Raw genomic sequence first — 16,749 nt, 5'->3', positions numbered from 1 at the left:
TTCTCAATCTCTAATGATTGGGTTTCTTTGATACTTTTGATTTTGTACTTAGTTAGTCAAGGTTAATATCTTTGATTTTATCTGTGTGTAAGTTATTAAGGGCACACGGTGGATGCCTTGGCACTAGAAGCCGATGAAGGACGTGTGAATCTGCGAAAAGCCTGGGGGAGCCGATAACAGGGCCTTGATCCCAGGATGTCCGAATGGGGAAACCCAGCAAGCCATCATGGTTTGTTACCACCAGTTGAATGTATAGGCTGGTTGGAGGGAACGAGGGGAAGTGAAACATCTCAGTACCCTCAGGAAGAGAAAATAAGAATGATTCTGTGAGTAGTGGCGAGCGAAAGCGGAAGAGACTAAACCTGTGGTGTGTGATACCGGTTGAGGGTTGCATCATGGGGGTTGTGGGAGTACGCATAACAGTTTCAACCGGCTGTTGACGTGATGTTCTAGCATGTAGGTGAACGCCTTGGGATGGGCGACCGGAGAGGGTGAGAGTCCTGTAATCGTAATGTGTTAGACCGCGTGTGTGCCACCCGAGTAGCACGGGGCTCGTGGAATCTCGTGTGAATCTGCCAGGACCACCTGGTAAGTCTAAATACTTTCTAGTGACCGATAGTGAATCAGTACCGTGAGGGAATGGTGAAAAGTACCCCGGGAGGGGAGTGAAATAGTACCTGAAACCGTGTGCTTACAAGCCGTTGGAGCCTTTTGGGGTGACAGCGTGCCTTTTGAAGAATGAGCCTGCGAGTTAGTGTTCTGTCGCGAGGTTAACCCGTGTGGGGAAGCCGTAGCGAAAGCGAGTCTGAATAGGGCGTGTGAGTGGCAGGATCTAGACCCGAAGCGGAGTGATCTATCCATGGCCAGGTTGAAGCGACGGTAAGACGTCGTGGAGGACCGAACCCACTTCAGTTGAAAATGGAGGGGATGAGCTGTGGATAGGGGTGAAAGGCCAATCAAACTCTGTGATAGCTGGTTCTCCCCGAAATGCATTTAGGTGCAGCGTTACGTGTTTCTTGCCGGAGGTAGAGCTACTGGATGGCCGATGGGCCCCACAGGGTTACTGACGTCAGCTAAACTCCGAATGCCGGTAAGTGAGAGCGTAGCAGTGAGACAGTGGGGGATAAGCTTCATTGTCGAGAGGGAAACAGCCCAGACCATCAACTAAGGTCCCTAAGCGTGTACTAAGTGGGAAAGGATGTGGAGTTGCTTAGACAACCAGGAGGTTGGCTTAGAAGCAGCCACCCTTGAAAGAGTGCGTAATAGCTCACTGGTCAAGTGATTCTGCGCCGATAATGTAGCGGGGCTCAAGTACACCACCGAAGTTATGGCAATCAAGCCTTGTGCTTGGTTGGGTAGGGGAGCGTCGTGTATCCAGTGAAGCTGCGGTGTAAACCAGTGGTGGAGGGTACGCGAGTGAGAATGCAGGCATGAGTAGCGAATCACGGGTGAGAAACCCGTGCGCCGGATGATCAAGGGTTCCAGGGTCAAGCTAATCTGCCCTGGGTTAGTCGGGGCCTAAGGCGAGGCCGACAGGCGTAGTCGATGGATAACGGGTTGATATTCCCGTACCGGCGAAAAACCGCCCATACTGATATTTTGATGCTAACTGTGAGAAGCTGTTTGTAACCCTGCCACGTGTGGTGGGGAGCTTATGGTGGACTGCAGGACCCGATTTTTGGAGGTAAACGTATTAACAGGTGTGACGCAGGAAGGTAGCCAAGCCACGCGATGGTTGTCGTGGTCTAAGCGTGTAGGGTATCCGGTTGTTAAATGCGCCGGTGTTGGCCTGAGACGTGATGGGACCCCGTTATTGGGGGATTTGGTGATCCTATGCTGCCGAGAAAAGCATCGACGTGAGGTTTTAGCCGCCCGTACCCGAAACCGACACAGGTGATCAGGTAGAGAATACTAAGGCGATCGAGAGAATCATGGTTAAGGAACTCGGCAAAATGTCCCCGTAACTTCGGGAGAAGGGGAGCCTTGAGCGTGACCGGTCCGTGCGGCCGTGAGCGTGTATGGGTCGCAGAGAATTGGGGGAAGCGACTGTTTATTAAAAACACAGGTCCGTGCGAAGTCGTAAGACGATGTATACGGACTGACTCCTGCCCGGTGCTGGAAGGTTAAGAGGATTGGTTAGCCCCTTTGTGGGCGAAGCTGAGAATTTAAGCCCCAGTAAACGGCGGTGGTAACTATAACCATCCTAAGGTAGCGAAATTCCTTGTCGGGTAAGTTCCGACCTGCACGAATGGAGTAACGACTTCCCTACTGTCTCAACCATGAACTCGGCGAAATTGCAGTACGAGTAAAGATGCTCGTTTCGCGCAGCAGGACGGAAAGACCCCGTGACCTTTACTATAGTTTGGTATTGGTGTTCGGTGTGGCTTGTGTAGGATAGGTGGGAGACTGTGAAGCATGGACGCTAGTTCGTGTGGAGTCGTTGTTGAAATACCACTCTGGTCGCTCTGGATGTCTAACTTCGGCCCGTGATCCGGGTCAGGGACAGTGCCTGATGGGTAGTTTAACTGGGGCGGTTGCCTCCCAAAAAGTAACGGAGGCGCCCAAAGGTTCCCTCAGCCTGGTTGGCAATCAGGTGTTGAGTGTAAGTGCACAAGGGAGCTTGACTGTGAGACTGGCAGGTCGAGCAGGGACGAAAGTCGGGACTAGTGATCCGGCGGTACGTTGTGGAACGGCCGTCGCTCAACGGATAAAAGGTACCTCGGGGATAACAGGCTGATCTTGCCCAAGAGTCCATATCGACGGCATGGTTTGGCACCTCGATGTCGGCTCGTCGCATCCTGGGGCTGGAGTTGGTCCCAAGGGTTGGGCTGTTCGCCCATTAAAGCGGTACGCGAGCTGGGTTTAGAACGTCGTGAGACAGTTCGGTCCCTATCCGCTGCGCGCGTTGGAAATTTGAGAAAGGCTGTCCTTAGTACGAGAGGACCGGGACGGACGAACCTCTGGTATGTCAGTTGTACCGCCAGGTGCATGGCTGATTGGCTACGTTCGGGAGGGATAACCGCTGAAAGCATCTAAGCGGGAAGCCTGTTTCGAGATGAGATTTCCTGGCAGCGTTTGCTGTGTGAGGATCCCTATAGATGATGGGGTTGATAGGCCAGGTATGGACGCGGGGAATGCCCGTGGAGTTGACTGGTACTAATAGTCCGAAGGCTTACACTTTATGACTGAGTTTTGTTTTTGTTTGCGTCCACTGTATGGTTTTGAGATAACAACCCTTGGGTTTGTTATTGCTGCCCCCCTTGTGTGGGGTGGTCATCGTAGGTTTACGGTGGTTATAGCGAGAGGGAAACACCCGGTTCCATCCCGAACCCGGAAGTTAAGGCTCTTTGCGCCGATGGTACTGCACTGGTGACGGTGTGGGAGAGTAGGTCACCGCCGGTTTTTGATTGGGATACAGGAAGGCCCTGGACAGATTGTCCAGGGCTTTTTTGTTTTAAGCATCAAAAATCCAACACCCACTTTTTATACCCTATCGGGCGCAAGAGCTAAGCGCCCTGCACCAGCCCTTACCTAAACTAATCGTTTTCTGGGAAAGTAGTTTGAGGTTCGGTGGAGGGGCAGATATCCCCGTCAAATCACGGTAGGCTTGAACCTATCAAGAACGCACGTACGAAAGTGAGGCACATCTGTGTCTAAGGGAAACCCTTCCACTGACGCCCGCGAGCGTGCCCGCCAGCTGGCGGCACAGCAGGCCAAGAAAACCTCAAAATCATCTACTCGCTGGATTCAGTTCACCGTCCTCGGCGTCATCGCCCTCATCGTAGCAATCGTTGCAGTCGTCATCATCAACGGCAACCGCAACCAGATTGCCGACGCAGGCCCGGTGCCCGCATCAGCTAACCAGTACGGCGGCATCGTCTTGACCGCTAACGGTATCGAGCGGAACACCAGCACCGAAGCCAGCCGCGACAGCAACGACCTGGGCACCTCAGAAGCAACCTACACTGCAGCTGACGGCTCCGAAGCCACAATGCCCCTGGGCGTTGCCCTGCCCGAAGAAGCAGACAATAACGGTGAGCCCGTCCGTCTGACCATCTTCCAGGACTACGACTGCGTGCACTGCGCAGCCTTCGAAACTGAAAATGCAGATACCATCGCAGCTCTCGTTGCTAGTGGCGACATCACCCTGGAGATCCGTAACCTGACCTTCATGGATGCCTCCAGCCCCACCTTCTACTCAGCCCGCACCAACAACGTGGCCTACTCCGTAGCTAACCAGGTCTCCACGGAAGACTTCCTGAACTTCCAGAAGGAAATCTTCACCCACCAGGGTACCGGCGGCCTTTCTAATGAAGAGCTCATTGCTATCGCTGAGAAGTACGGTGCAGACGTAAAGGACGATGTCGCTAACAACACCTGGCGTCCGTTCGTCCAGACCGTCACCCTCGAGTCAGCCTCCAACGGTATTAGCGGCACCCCCACCGTCTTCGCTGACGGCGAGGTCTTCAACTCAACTGACTTCAACGCCTGGATCACCGCAAAGATTGAAGCTAAGAAGAACGCCTAAGTTCACCCAGTAAACAGGCTGTAGAAGGCCTGGCCGCTGTGTACTAAACTGGTACACAACGTGTAGGGGCAGCTACACGCCTTTACCTGGGCTCACAGCAGGGTAAAGGTGGGTAGCTGCCCCTTTTTCTGTGCCCTACGCTGGGCACTCCAGCCTGCCCTCACCAGTAACCGACTACCTAGCACCGTAAAGATTTCATGACCCTGCACTTCTTCATCGACTGCGACCCCGGCATTGACGACGCCCTTGCCCTTACCTACGCTTTTGCCCACCCGCAGGTTGCTGTAGAGGGTATCGTGGCAACCGGTGGGAACGTGAGTACCGAGCAGGTAGGACGCAACGTCCGCGGTCTGCTGGAGCTGCTTGGCGGGCAGGGTACCCCCTGGGCTCTCGGTGCTGAGAACCCGCTGGCCCAGCCGCTCACTACCACCGAAGAGACCCACGGCCCGCTGGGCACGGGCCACGGCCTGCTCCCCGGGCAGACCAGGCCCACGGGGCGTTCCCATGGCGAAGGGGCAGGCCTGTGGGTGCAGACTGCCCGCCGTTTCCCCGGAAAGCTGCACGGGCTCGTCCTGGGGCCTTCAACTAATTTGGCGCTGGCCCTACGGCAGGATCCAGAGCTGCCCCGTTACCTAGCCAGCTTGACCATCATGGGTGGGGCCCTGAACCACCGGGGGAACACCATGCCTACCACCGAGTGGAACGTGCACTCTGACCCCGAAGCCCTGTACGAGGTCTTAGCTGCCTACAGCCGCCCTGACCTCGACCTGCCCTATGCGCCCCTGCTCTGCCCGCTGGACACCACCGAGAACGCCGTCATGACTCCTCAGCTACGCGAGCGTCTGCTGGCCGGTGGGGGAGAGCTCTTTACCGCCCTGGACGGGGCCCTGCAGTTTTACATGGAATTCCACGAGTGGGACAAACTGGGGTTTATCGCCCACGTGCACGACCCCTTCGTAACCGCCCTAGCTGTGAACCGCGCCCTGGCTGCCGACGGTCGGGCCCACACCCTGCTGGGGGAGGCTGCACCGGTGACGCTCGATGTTGAGCTTACCGGGACCCTTACCCGCGGCCAGGTGGTTGCTGACTGGCTAGGACGCTGGGGGAGAGACCCCAACGCTAAGGCCCTGACCAGTGCCCGGGCCCCCGAATTTTTTGAGCACCTGGTCCAGACCGTCCGGGCTGTCTACGCCCCAAAGGGAACTGGCTAGAACCGCCTCAAAAAATAAAAAGAACAATTATTCTACAGAAAGGGGTGGGCATGGCCCCCTCATCACACACCACCGCAGAGCCCTCAACGTCTGGGCAGAGGACCTCGGTAGCTGCCGGGCTCCTCGGTAAAAACCCAGAACACAATACACCGCTCACCACCTCCCAGAAGGTACTCAACCTGCTCGCCGCCCTGGTCATCGCAGGAACCTACACCTGGGCCGTCCTCACCGCAGGCGGTACCACCAACTACGCGGGCTACCTGGAAGGCACCAGCGATGCCCAAGCCGCTATCTCCCTGCCGCTCATGCTGGGCTATACCGCGGGCGTCCTACTGCTTCTGGTGGCTAACCTGAGCCGCCTGCCCCTTGCCACCATCGCCCTGATACCTTTTGCGGCAGCTTTCAATATCATTGTGGGCCAGATCATTGGCTTCTCGGGGATTCCCCTCTACCTTGACTCCGTTGCCACCGTGCTCATCGGTGTGCTGGCCGGCCCCGCCGCCGGAGCCATGACCGGTATTATCACCAACCTGGCCTGGGGTCTCACCATTAACCCCACCACCATTCCTTTCGCCGCCGGTGCCGCCCTTATAGGCTTCCTGGCCGGTTACGCTGGCCGCCTGGGCCTCTTCCGCAAAATCTGGGGAGCCCTGCTCGCGGGCTTTATCACCGGCGTCCTGGCCGGATTCGTCGGCGCCCCCATCGCAGCCTTCGTCTTTGGCGGCGGCCAGGGCGTGGGTACCGGTTCCGTGGTTGCGGCCCTGCAGGCTGCTGGCCAGTCCCTGCTGGGTGCTACAACCCTGCAATCTCTGCTCTCTGACCCGCTCGATAAGACCATTGCCTTCGCCCTGGTCTGGCTTATCATCAAGGGTCTGCCCGCCCGCGCCCGTCGTCAGTTTGGCCGCTAACCGGTGAGCGCCCCCACCCTGAACCCCCGCACCTGGGTCACCCTGGGCTGCGCCGGGCTCCTGCTAGCCTTTGCCCCGCTGCCACTGATCTGGCAGGCGGGGCTGCTGGCTGTGCTCATGGCCCTGCACGGGGTGGGGCGGACGCTTGCCCCCTGGGTACGCCTGGTCCTGGTAGGGTTGGCGCCGGTTGCGGTGATGGCTTTTATCATCCAGCTGGTGTCACGCGGAGGAGAAACCGTGTGGGCAACCTGGGCGCCCGTTCCCTGGATGGTGTTTGAAGTGACCGCCGAGGGCGCCAGGGCTGGCCTGGCTCTAGCCCTACAGATTCTGGCCTTCGGGTCGGCCTGTGCCCTGCTGATACTACCCACCGGGGCTACGGGCCTACGCTATGCCCTGACCGTCTGGGGACTGCCGCCTAGACTCGTCTACCTGCTGGTCGCTTCACTCAACACCCCTACCCAGCTGGCCCACTACTCCCGCCTAGTGCAGCGGGCCGCCCGCGCCAGAGGTATGGCCGACGGGTCGCGAGGTGCCCGCGCCTGGTTGGGGGTGCGGACAGCGTCCGCCCTCTTCAACCTGCTGTTGCTCGACCACGAGGTGCGCGGGGCAACCCTGGCCGCGCGCGGGATTGACCGGGCCGGGCCCAGAATTTTCTGGCAGGACTACGCCGACAGCCGCACCCAGCGCTACCTCCGCTGGGTGCTCCTGCCGCTGGCCTGCCTGCTCGTGCTTGCTGCCTATACGGGGGTGCTGCTGTGACTTATATGCGGATGCTGGTCCTTGGGGCCAGAGGAACCGGAAAGTCTGCCCGGCTGCAGACCTGGGCCCAGGAACGGGACGGGCTCTTTGTGCCTTCTAACCCCCATGCCCTGATGACGGGGCTGGTGCCCACCGTGGTCGAAGAAATTGCCCTGGGGGTAGAGCAGGTTATGGATAGCCGGGATCAGCTCCACCGGGCTGTGCAGGCTGTTGCAGCTGACCTTGGAATTAGCGACTTACTGGCAGCCCACCCCCTGCAACTTTCGGGTGGGCAGACCCAGCTGGTAGCCCTGGCAGCCTACCTGGTGCTGGGGCAGGTGGACGGAAACCTCGACGGGGCGGCTGTGCCAGCCCTAGCCCTGGATGAACCCCTGCTCGGCCTTGACGACGCCATGCGGGCCCGGGCGCTGGACGCTTTCTCCCGCTACCCGGCAGATTTGGCCTGGGCCTCAGCCAGACCCCAGGCTGATGAAAAGAGCCTTGCTGCTAGTGTCGAAAACCTAGGGGAAGGTGTTTCACCGTCTGCGGCGGTGCCATCTCTGCCGCCTTTGCCCGCCCGAGCCGCAGCAGACGTCCTGGCCCGTGACCTCTCTATATCTCCGGTTGCCCCGACCCGCCGCCGGTGGAAGAAACCGGTAGCTACTCCCGTTGCTACCGGTATTAATCTGGATCTTACCCCCGGCGACTGCCTGATCCTCACCGGCCCCAACGGCGCCGGAAAATCCACCCTGATGCGTACCATCGCGGGGCTCCTACCCCCAGCCGCCGGGCACCTCACCATCGGCGGTGTGCAACCCCACCGGCAGGGAGCCCCCACCCGCGCAGCCCTCGCCCAGCTGGTCGCGCAAACCCCCGCCCACCACTTCTTGGCCTCCACGGTGGATGCTGACATGAAACTGGGGAACGGGGCGAAAGCTAGCGATTCTACCCGCGAAGCCCTACGCGACGCCGTCCTACCTACCGGCTCCGGCGAAACACACCCCCTCGACTTACTCCCCGCCGAACAGCACCTGCTTGCCCTCGTAGAAGCGCTCGCCGCCGGGGCGTCCTGCCTACTCCTCGACGAACCCACCGCGGGGCTAGACGCCCCCGGTCTTGAGCAGGTTGCAGTGCTCATCGCCGCCCACTGCACCGCAGGCGGCAGCGCTATCGTCGCCACCCACGACCAACAACTCACCCAGGCCCTCGCAGCCCGCCTACCCCTGAACCACTATCAGCTAGGCGCGAGCCGGTAAGAAGCTTATTCATAAGGGGTTCCGCAGGCTCACGCTCGCTGCCGACCCTCTCGCCTGGTTCGCTTCGCTCACAAGGCGATTCACGCCAGCCCCGAGCCAGCAGATTCGCTGTGAGCCTGCTTCACCGCGTTGATGAATAAGCCGCAACATGCACCTGCCTGCGATATCGGGTACACTTGAAAAGTCTTGCCTCCTTAGCTCAGCTGGCCAGAGCACCTGTCTTGTAAACAGGGGGTCACCGGTTCGAATCCGGTAGGGGGCTCTCTTTATGCCCAAAAACAGATACACCAGTTATCGGCAAGCTGCTGAGCGCGAGCCTGGGGCGCACACAAAAAGCACAACTTGCGCCTATCTCACCGTGCGCACCTAGCTACTCAGCGTTTGCGCAAATACGCAAACAAAAGATAGTGTTATTCCTGGCTTAGGGTCACCTAAGCAGTTCTATAGATAGCCCTATAGAACCAAACACCCTTCCCAGGAGAACACAAGACCATGGTCGCCATCACTCGTAGCGCCTTCCTCAAAGCCACCGCCGCCACCGCCCTTACCGGCCTGCTCGCAGCCTGCACCACCGGCTCCAACGACACCTCAAGCAGCAGCACCAGCTCAGCAGCCTCAGGTGAGAGCTACACCGTCAAGCACGCCTTCGGCGAGACCACCTTCACCGCGGTACCCCAGAAAATTGCTGTCGTGAACTTCTGGAAGAACCCCGACGTCCTCCTGGCCCTCGGCGTAGTACCTGCCGGTACCCCCGTCGTCACCTACGGTGCTAATGACAAGGGCTCCACCGACTGGTTCGACGCCAAGCTGACCGAACTCGGCGGCACCGCTCCGGTCACCTACGACGAAACCGATGGCCCCGACTACGAAGCCCTCGCCACCCTGGCCCCCGACGCTATCTTCTCCGTCTACGGCGACATGACCCAGGAAGTCTACGACAAGCTCTCCGGCATCGCCCCCGTCGTTGCCATGCCCGAGGGCGTGGGCGCCTACGCCGCTTCCTGGGAGGACGTGGTCAATCAGGCCGCCGCCATGCTCCAGAAGGGCGACGAGGGCGCCGCCCTCATCAAGTCCACCCAGGAAATCATTGACGGCGCCGCCTCCACCCACTCCAACCTAGCCGGTAAGACCTTCGTCGCCGGCATGTTCGACCTCGAAGCCCAGACCCTCTCAGCCTACGTAGCGAGCGACTCCCGCTCTCAGTTCCTCACCTCACTGGGCATGGAACTAGCCCCCTACATTGAGCAGAACGCTACCGAAGCCGACGCCTTCTTCATGACCATCTCAGGTGAGGTGTTGCCCGAAGTGCAGTCAGACCTGGTCTGGGCTTGGGGCACCAGCGACTCCGACGAAGAAGCCATCAAGAGCAACACCCTCTTCTCCCAGATGCCCGCCGTAGCGAACGGCGGCCTGGTTGTTGAAACCGATGCCGCTATCTCTCTGGCCCTTTCGGCAGCGTCTCCGCTCTCCCTGGACTGGGCTATCAACCAGACCGAAACCCTGGCCAAGCTCTCGGCCGCTATCGACGCAAGCCAGGCGTCCTAACCGGTGACCTCCGTGCCCGCCTGGCGCCCCTTTAGCCGCCGTGCTACCCCCACCGGGGGAGTACGGCGGCTATTGGCACTGTCCCTCCTACTGGGCCTGCTCCTTGCAGGAGCAGCCTTCGCCAGCTTTGCCCTGGGAGCCCGCCCCATCAGCCTGGGCACCCTGCTGGACTACCTGGCCGGCGGGCAGGTTGCAGAAGCGGATGCGGCGGTGCTCACCCAGCGGGCGGTGCGGACGCTGACCGCCGGGGTCGTGGGCGCAGGCCTGGGGCTTGCCGGGGCAGGGCTCCAGGGCATCACCCGTAACCCCCTGGGGGATCCCGGAATCCTCGGTATCAACGCGGGGGCAGCCTGCGCGGTGGTAGCCGGTATCACCTTCTTTGCCGCCGACTCCACAGCGGCTTTTGCCCTCTGGGCCTTTATCGGCGCGGTCGCTTCAGCCCTTGCCGTCTACGCCCTGGCCTCACTCGGTACCGGGGGAGCGACCCCCATCAAACTAGCCCTGATGGGTGCAGCCCTCACCGCCGGTTTAGGGTCGGTTACCAGCGCCCTGATTCTCACCAACCAGGCCACCCTCGATAACCTGCGCCGCTGGCAAATTGGAACCGTAGCCGGAGCCAGCCTCTCTGACCTGGCAGTAGCCGCCCCGCTACTAGCCATCGGGGCTATCATCGTTCTCACCGGAGCGAAAACCATTAACAGCTTTGCCCTGGGCGATGACATGGCAGCCTCCCTGGGCGAAAACGTTGCCGCCCGCCGCCTGGTCATCACCGGCGGTATCACCCTTCTGGTCGGCACCGCCCTCGCCCTCACCGGCCCCATCGCCTTCCTCGGCCTGCTCGCCCCGCACGCCATGCGCGCGCTCGCCGGCGCCGACTACCGGACCCTACTGCCCCTCTCCGCCCTGTTCGGGGCAGCCCTGCTTATCCTGGCGGATACCGCTGGACGCGTCATCGCCCCACCCCAGGAAATTCAGGTGGGCGTCATGATGGTAGCCCTGGGGGTGCCCGTCTTTATCTACCTGGTACGACGCGGTAAGGCGGTTAACCTCTAATGCCGACCCTACCTAGCACCCAGCTTCGGGGTGCTGCCCATAGTGCCACCCAAACAGTGGCCAGCGTCCGCGCTCGCGCCCGCCGCCGCCCAGCCCTCGCTATCGTCGGCCTTGCACTGACCCTGATTGCGGTGTGCGCGGTGCGCGTACTGTTGGGCTCCTACACCGTGACTATCCCCGATTTCTTCACGATCCTCGGCGGCGGAACTATCGAGAGCGCCAAGGGGGCTCGCTACATCGTCATGGAAGAAAAACTACCCCGCGCCGTCCTCGGTGCCCTGGCCGGGGCAGCCTTCGGTCTGGGCGGGGCTATCTTCCAGCTGCTCCTGCGCAACCCCATTGCCAGCCCCGACATCATCGGCGTATCTAACGGGGCTGCCCTGGGGGCCGTCATCGGTATTGTCTTTCTGGGGCTGGGTGGGCTGCCACTCACCCTGCTCGCTATCGCCGTTGCCCTGGCTGTCGTCCTAGTCATTATGGCCCTCTCAGCAGGGGACGGGAGCGCGGGCAACCGCTTTATCCTGGTCGGTTTGGGCATCTCGGCCCTGGGGTCAGCCTTTATCCAGTACCTGCTCTCGCGCACCTCAACCACCAGCGCCCAGACCCTGACCCACTGGCTGGCAGGTTCCCTCTCTACCGCTAACTGGGACCGCATCAGCCTGCTGGCCCTTCTCCTGCTACCCCTCCTGCTGCCCCTCCTGCTGCCCCTCATCCTGTTCGCCCGCCCCCTGCACGCCACCGCGGTAGGGGAAGAACTGGCCCTTGGGCTGGGAGTGCCGACCCGCGCCGTCCGCTCCGGCTTTATCGCCCTGGGCGTGCTCCTAGTAGCTGTCGCCACCGCCGCCACAGGCCCCCTGGCCTTCGTGGCCTTTATGGCCGGGCCTATCGCTCGGGCCCTGACCGGCGGACGCCACAACCTCACCGCCGCAGCCCTGGTCGGGGCCAGCCTGGTCGTGCTCGCCGACTTTATTGGCTCCAACCTCATTCCCGGCGGTATCAACCTGCCCGCCGGCGTCCTCACCGGTGCCTTTGGCGCCCCCGCCCTCATCTGGCTGCTGACCCGCCCACCTGAAAGAAGCTAAGCTCGTGAAAACCGTAACGCCTCGCGACCTCACCGTCACCCACGTGTGCCTGGGCTATGGCGACCGCACTATCGTGCCAGACCTCTCGCTGAGCATCCCCGCAGGAAAAATTACCGCCATCATCGGCCCTAATGGCTGCGGTAAATCCACCCTGCTGCGCGGTATCTCCCGCCTGCTCAAACCCAGCAGCGGCGAGATTACCCTGGACGGCAAACCGGTCGCCTCCTACGGCGGCAAGGAATTTGCCCGCATGGTCGGCCTGCTGCCGCAGAGCCCCATCGCCCCCGAAGGCATCACCGTGGCTGACCTGGTTTCCCGCGGCAGATACCCCTACCAGGGGCTCTTTCGGGGCAACACCAGGGAGGACGACGCCGCAGTCGCCTGGGCCCTAGAAGTCACCAACACCCTGGAGCTGGCAGAACGGCAGGTCACCGAACTCTCCGGCGGCCAGCGTCAGCGCGTCTGGATCGCCATGGCCCTGGCCCAGGACACCGATATCCTGCTGCTGGATGAACCCACCACCTACCTGGACCTGGCCCACCAGGTAGAACTCCTTGACCTTTTGGCCGACATCAACGACCGCCGCGGAACCACCATGGTCATGGTGCTGCACGAACTCAATCTGGCCGCCCGCGTAGCCCACCACCTGGTTGCCATGAAGGGCGGGGACATTGCCGCCGCCGGTACCGCCGCCGAGGTCATGACGGGGGAGAACCTGCACCGGATCTTCGGCCTGCGGGCATCGGTTGCCGACCCCCTAGGGGACGGCTCCACCGTCGTGGTTCCCCACGCCCGCCCCGCAGACCAAGAGGCAGAAAACCTGGCAGGGCAGAATCGTGCCTAAGCCCCGCTCGTCCGCGCCTCGCCCTTCTACCCGCCGCGAAGTCAAACGCTCCATCAACCAGTACGGGGTCTTCCCCGTCACCGTCTCCCGGGTTGAGCAGCTGACGGACTCCTTTGTGCGGGTCTCCCTGACTGGCCGGTCCCTGCTACACGCCGCCACCCCCATCTCCGACGGCACGGGGCAGGTCTACGACGCCTACATCAAACTCTTAATCCCGCCCACCGGAGCAAGCGGCCCCACCATGATTGAGCTGGATACCTCCTGGCGGACCCGGTGGCTCTCGGCCCCCGCCAGCGAACGTGGGCACATGCGCACCTACACTGTCAGCAACTCCCGGCTGGTGCCCTCCGTCGGGCTGGACGAGACACCCCTGCTGGGCATGTTCCCGGCCGCTGAAGCCGACCTAGAACCCCTGGCCCGTGACCTACCCGCCGGCCTGCAACCTGAAATCGATGTGGACTTCGTCCTCCACACTGACGCCCAGGGAATCAGCGGGCCCGGCTCAGGCTGGGCCGAACAAGCCAAGGTGGGGCAGCAGGTATCTATCCTGGCGCCCCTGCGCGGCTCTACCCTTTGGTCCTCCTACAATCCCGGGGCGGCGTCCTCCCTGCTCCTGCTCGGCGACGAAACCGCTGCCCCGGCCCTGCTCTCCATTCTGCGTTCCCTATCTACTGAAGCTACCGGGGCGGTGTTCCTTGAGGTGCCCGGCGCCGAGGATGCTCTCGACCGCCTCCCTGAGGTGCAGCAGGCAACCCAGCGGGTGCCGGGCGTCCGCCTGCACGTGCTGGCCCGGACCCCCGGCCAACCACGCGGGCAGCAACTCACCCGCGCCCTGCGTACAACCTGCTCTCTCGAACCTACTCCAGCCGCTGCCCCCTCCGACGACAGGGAGACGGACGGCCCCCTCTGGCACCTGGCAGAAAACCCCACCGGCACCTACGTGCTAATCGCCGGTGAATCAACGGTGGTTAAAACCCTGCGCCGTATCTGCGTGAACGAAGCCGGGCTGCCCAAAGAAAGCATCTCTTTTATGGGGTACTGGAAGGCGGGGCAGACCGAGGGGTAGAGTGGCCTAGTACCCACCTGCTAGAGAAAGGCCTAGTCCGCATGATGTCGATTCTCGGAAAAGACGAATCTATCCGTTACGTCGCCTTGGGAGATTCCTTCAGCGAAGGGGTGGGGGACGACGCCCCCGACCGCCCCAACGGGGTGCGCGGCTGGACCGACCGGGTGGCCGAGCAGTTCATGCTGGCAGACCCCAAAGCCCAGTACGCCAACCTGGCAATTCGTGGGCGCCTGCTCGTGCCCATCATCGAAGAGCAGCTAGAACCTGCCCTGGAGCTCAAACCCAACCTGGTCTCCCTCGTGGGCGGCGGCAACGACTCCCTGCGCCCGGGCTTTGACGTTGATGCACTGATGGTGCGTTATGACGCGGCCTTTAAGACCCTGCGCGATGAGGGCATTGAAGTCTTTACCATGACCGGTTTTGACCCCGGCCCCAAGGGCTTCTTCAGCGGTAACCGCGCCCGGGTGGCCCTCTTCAACGAGCTGCTGCGCGAGGTAGCGGACGACCGCGGCGTCACCATCGTGGACTACTGGCGTATGCACGAGCTTTTAGACCTGCGCTACTGGGCCCCCGACCGTCTGCACATGAACGCCGCCGGTCATACCCTGACCGCCCGCCGGGTGCTGGAAACCCTGAGCGCTGAGAACATTCGTATTGGCGACCCCGTCATCCCCGCGCCCCTGCACAAAACCCGGGTGCAAGAGGCCCTAGATAACGCTAAATGGGCCCGGGAATTTGTGGTCCCCTGGATCGGCCGCCGTCTGCGCGGCACCAGCTCCGGAGACAATATCAGCCCCAAGTACCCCACCTGGACCCGCTTTGATGTGCTGCCGGAAGAAGCTGACTCCGCCCTTTAACAGGTGGGTGCCGGGATTAAAAGACTTAAGCTGTTAACATCACACTTAAGATTACACGCGTGTAATTTACCCGGTTGGCAGGGGCGGACGCCGGTGCCCAGGTTTGCGTGGCAGGGGCGGAAAACCGCGGATTAAAGCCTGAGATGACTTGCGAAAAGTTAAAAGCCCGGTAGAATTGATAGAGGTTCAAACGCACCAATAAGTCTATGAAAAGCAGCTTGCGCATACCGGAGCAGGTAGCACCAGCACCGGCTGACGCAAGCTTTTTATTGGCCTCATAGGTTGCGTGGTATCCCGTAATTACCTAGACTTTAAGGCTGTTCGTAGTGGTGGCAACACCTCTCGTACACCTAAGCTTCACCGTTTTTCCCGCGGCGGGGATTCCCATCGGCCTCTCACCCGATGCGGAGTCTCAAACACTCTAGCCTTGGAGAATAACCCGGTGCTCTACCTATAGGTGACGGGACGCCCATTGCTGATCGCCAGAAAACTGGCGAACGCCAACTGCGTACCGTCATTTCGTCAACATTTGGAGGAGAAAACTATGGCAGCTGTCTGCCAGGTGACCGGAGCTGTTCCCGGCTTTGGACACAGCATTTCGCACTCGCATCGCCGCAACAAGCGTCGTTTCGATCCGAACGTACAGAAGAAGAAGTACTACGTACCCTCACTTCGTCGCAACGTAACCCTGAACGTTTCTGCAAAGGGGATCAAGGTTATCGACGCACGTGGTATCGACGCAGTAGTTGCTGACATCCTTGCACGCGGAGAGAAGATCTAAACATGGCATCAAAGGCTAAGGACGTACGTCCTATCATCAAACTTAAGTCCACTGCGGGCACCGGCTTCACTTACGTCACCCGTAAGAACCGCCGCAACAACCCCGATCGTATGGTTCTCAAGAAGTACGATCCCGTTGTCCGCAAGCACGTTGACTTCCGAGAGGAGCGCTAAACAATGGCGAAGAAGTCCAAGATTGCTCGCAACGAGCAGCGCAAGGTCATCGTTGCACGCTACGCTGAAAAGCGCCTGGAACTGAAGAAGACCCTGGTTGACGAAAACGCAACCCCCGAAGAGCGCGAAGCAGCCCGCCTAGGCCTGCAGAAGCTGCCCCGCAACGCTTCACCCGTTCGCGTTCGCAACCGTGACCAGATCGACGGCCGCCCCCGCGGTACCTTCCAGAAGTTTGGTATCTCCCGCGTACGCTTCCGCGAGATGGCACACCGTGGCGAGCTGCCCGGTGTTACCAAGTCAAGCTGGTAATCTGTAGCTGATACGGTTAGCCTTGTGAGCAGGGCTAACCCAGCCACTAACTTTTTGAAAGTCTCAGGAGGAGCATTCAATGGCTAAGAACCGTAGCGAACTCGTTGCAGAGGTTGCAGAGAAGGCTGGCACCAGCCAGGCAGCAGTGAACGGTGTGCTCGACGCACTGTTCCAGGTCTTCGAAGCATCTGTTGCTAAGGGCGAGAAGATCACCATCCCCGGCTGGATGGCAATTGAGCGCACCGACCGTGCAGCTCGTACCGGTCGCAACCCGCAGACCGGCGAAACCATTCAGATTCCCGCAGGTCACGGTGTTAAGCTGACCGCAGGTTCAAAGCTGAAGGCAGCAGTCTCCACCAAGAAGTAAATTCTTGAACAGACTTTAAAAGGGTCACCCC

15 protein-coding genes, 1 tRNA gene and 2 rRNA genes are annotated in these 16,749 nt (G+C 60.7%); all 18 read left to right on the top strand.

Going from position 1 to position 16,749, the window contains the following annotated elements:
* Positions 1-85: 85 nt before the first annotated feature.
* The 18 genes from HWU94_RS09570 to HWU94_RS09485 all read left to right on the top strand — a co-directional run bounded on the left by HWU94_RS09570 (position 86) and on the right by HWU94_RS09485 (position 16,718).
* Positions 86-3,180, top strand: a 23S ribosomal RNA gene (locus HWU94_RS09570).
* 105 nt (positions 3,181-3,285) lie between these two features.
* Positions 3,286-3,402 (top strand): 5S ribosomal RNA (gene rrf / locus HWU94_RS09565).
* Positions 3,403-3,649: 247 nt separating this feature from the next.
* A complete protein-coding gene (locus tag HWU94_RS09560) occupies positions 3,650-4,528 on the top strand; it encodes a thioredoxin domain-containing protein (protein WP_185173523.1) in 879 nt (292 codons plus the stop codon).
* Between the two features lie 197 nt (positions 4,529-4,725).
* Positions 4,726-5,739 (top strand): nucleoside hydrolase, encoded by a 1,014-nt coding sequence (locus HWU94_RS09555; protein WP_185173522.1) that lies wholly within the window; start codon positions 4,726-4,728, stop codon positions 5,737-5,739.
* A 50-nt stretch (positions 5,740-5,789) separates the two neighbouring features.
* Entirely contained in the window at positions 5,790-6,647 is an 858-nt protein-coding gene (locus tag HWU94_RS09550; protein WP_185173521.1) for an ECF transporter S component, read from the top strand.
* A 3-nt stretch (positions 6,648-6,650) separates the two neighbouring features.
* Entirely contained in the window at positions 6,651-7,406 is a 756-nt protein-coding gene (locus HWU94_RS09545) for an energy-coupling factor transporter transmembrane protein EcfT (RefSeq protein WP_185173520.1), read from the top strand.
* Between the two features lie 89 nt (positions 7,407-7,495).
* Positions 7,496-8,641 carry an ATP-binding cassette domain-containing protein gene (locus HWU94_RS09540; RefSeq protein WP_185173519.1) on the top strand — a complete coding sequence of 382 codons (1,146 nt, stop codon included), beginning with the start codon at positions 7,496-7,498 and terminating at the stop codon, positions 8,639-8,641.
* Between the two features lie 188 nt (positions 8,642-8,829).
* Positions 8,830-8,903 (top strand) — tRNA-Thr (locus HWU94_RS09535).
* A gap of 230 nt (positions 8,904-9,133) precedes the next feature.
* Positions 9,134-10,186, top strand: a complete 1,053-nt coding sequence (locus tag HWU94_RS09530; RefSeq protein WP_185173518.1) for an ABC transporter substrate-binding protein — start codon at positions 9,134-9,136, stop codon at positions 10,184-10,186.
* A gap of 72 nt (positions 10,187-10,258) precedes the next feature.
* Positions 10,259-11,239: an iron ABC transporter permease gene (locus HWU94_RS09525; protein ID WP_244955958.1), complete on the top strand. Its 981-nt coding sequence runs from the start codon at positions 10,259-10,261 to the stop codon at positions 11,237-11,239.
* Entirely contained in the window at positions 11,239-12,321 is a 1,083-nt protein-coding gene (locus HWU94_RS09520) for an iron chelate uptake ABC transporter family permease subunit (protein ID WP_185173517.1), read from the top strand. Before HWU94_RS09525 ends, HWU94_RS09520 begins: the two co-directional genes overlap by 1 nt.
* A 4-nt stretch (positions 12,322-12,325) precedes the next feature.
* On the top strand, positions 12,326-13,165 hold the full coding sequence (locus HWU94_RS09515; protein ID WP_185173516.1) for an ABC transporter ATP-binding protein: 840 nt from the start codon (positions 12,326-12,328) through the stop codon (positions 13,163-13,165).
* Entirely contained in the window at positions 13,158-14,231 is a 1,074-nt protein-coding gene (locus HWU94_RS09510; protein WP_185173515.1) for a siderophore-interacting protein, read from the top strand. Before HWU94_RS09515 ends, HWU94_RS09510 begins: the two co-directional genes overlap by 8 nt.
* Before the next feature lie 41 nt (positions 14,232-14,272).
* The gene (locus tag HWU94_RS09505; RefSeq protein ID WP_244955957.1) at positions 14,273-15,088 is read left to right on the top strand and encodes an SGNH/GDSL hydrolase family protein; all 816 of its coding nucleotides are present in this window, start codon (positions 14,273-14,275) and stop codon (positions 15,086-15,088) included.
* A gap of 544 nt (positions 15,089-15,632) precedes the next feature.
* A complete protein-coding gene (gene rpmB, locus HWU94_RS09500; protein ID WP_083090534.1) occupies positions 15,633-15,869 on the top strand; it encodes a 50S ribosomal protein L28 in 237 nt (78 codons plus the stop codon).
* A gap of 2 nt (positions 15,870-15,871) precedes the next feature.
* Positions 15,872-16,042, top strand: coding sequence for a 50S ribosomal protein L33 (rpmG, locus tag HWU94_RS09495; RefSeq protein ID WP_185173514.1), 171 nt, complete (start codon positions 15,872-15,874; stop codon positions 16,040-16,042).
* 3 nt (positions 16,043-16,045) lie between these two features.
* Positions 16,046-16,351 carry a 30S ribosomal protein S14 gene (gene rpsN / locus HWU94_RS09490; RefSeq protein WP_135011231.1) on the top strand — a complete coding sequence of 102 codons (306 nt, stop codon included), beginning with the start codon at positions 16,046-16,048 and terminating at the stop codon, positions 16,349-16,351.
* 79 nt (positions 16,352-16,430) lie between these two features.
* Complete coding sequence (locus HWU94_RS09485) at positions 16,431-16,718, top strand: HU family DNA-binding protein (RefSeq protein ID WP_083090531.1); 288 nt, start codon at positions 16,431-16,433, stop codon at positions 16,716-16,718.
* The last annotated feature ends 31 nt before the right edge of the window (positions 16,719-16,749 follow it).

This window comes from Rothia nasimurium (assembly GCF_014217215.1).
GTDB lineage: Bacteria > Actinomycetota > Actinomycetes > Actinomycetales > Micrococcaceae > Rothia > Rothia avistercoris.
The sequence above is the reverse complement of the archived record's forward strand: the minus strand, read 5'-3'. Positions and strand labels throughout refer to the sequence as shown.